Origin of the sequence: Shewanella sp. S1-58-MNA-CIBAN-0166, from assembly GCF_040310085.1 — a bacterium.
GTDB lineage: Bacteria > Pseudomonadota > Gammaproteobacteria > Enterobacterales > Shewanellaceae > Shewanella.
Window position 1 is genome coordinate 1 of sequence record NZ_JBEOPN010000092.1, and the last position, 434, is coordinate 434.

At 37.6% G+C, this 434-nt stretch carries 1 protein-coding gene; it reads left to right on the forward strand.

Features of this window, described 5'->3' with window-relative positions; genetic code table 11:
- Window positions 1–434: class I tRNA ligase family protein (locus AAEY99_RS21225; RefSeq protein ID WP_351011949.1), on the forward strand; the 434-nt coding region annotated here is incomplete at both ends.

Below are 434 nucleotides of genomic sequence, written 5' to 3' on the forward strand. Positions count from 1 at the left end.
GCGCTAAGAAAGGTAAAAAAACCTTTATTTTGCATGACGGCCCTCCGTATGCAAATGGCGATATCCATTTAGGCCACTCAGTTAATAAAATATTAAAAGATATTATTGTTAAGTCTAAAACATTATCTGACTTTGATTCACCATTAGTTCCAGGTTGGGATTGTCATGGTTTACCAATCGAGTTAATGGTTGAGAAAAAAGTAGGCAAGCCGGGTGTAAAAGTTACTGCGAGTGAGTTTCGTGAAAAATGCCGTGCATACGCTAAAAAACAAGTTGAAGGTCAAAAAGTTGATTTTAAACGTTTAGGCGTATTTGCAGATTGGGATAAGCCATATTTAACAATGAACTTTGACTTTGAAGCGAATGCAATTCGTGTGCTTGGTCGAATTATTGAAAAAGGTCATTTGCATAAAGGCGCCAAGCCTGTGCATTGG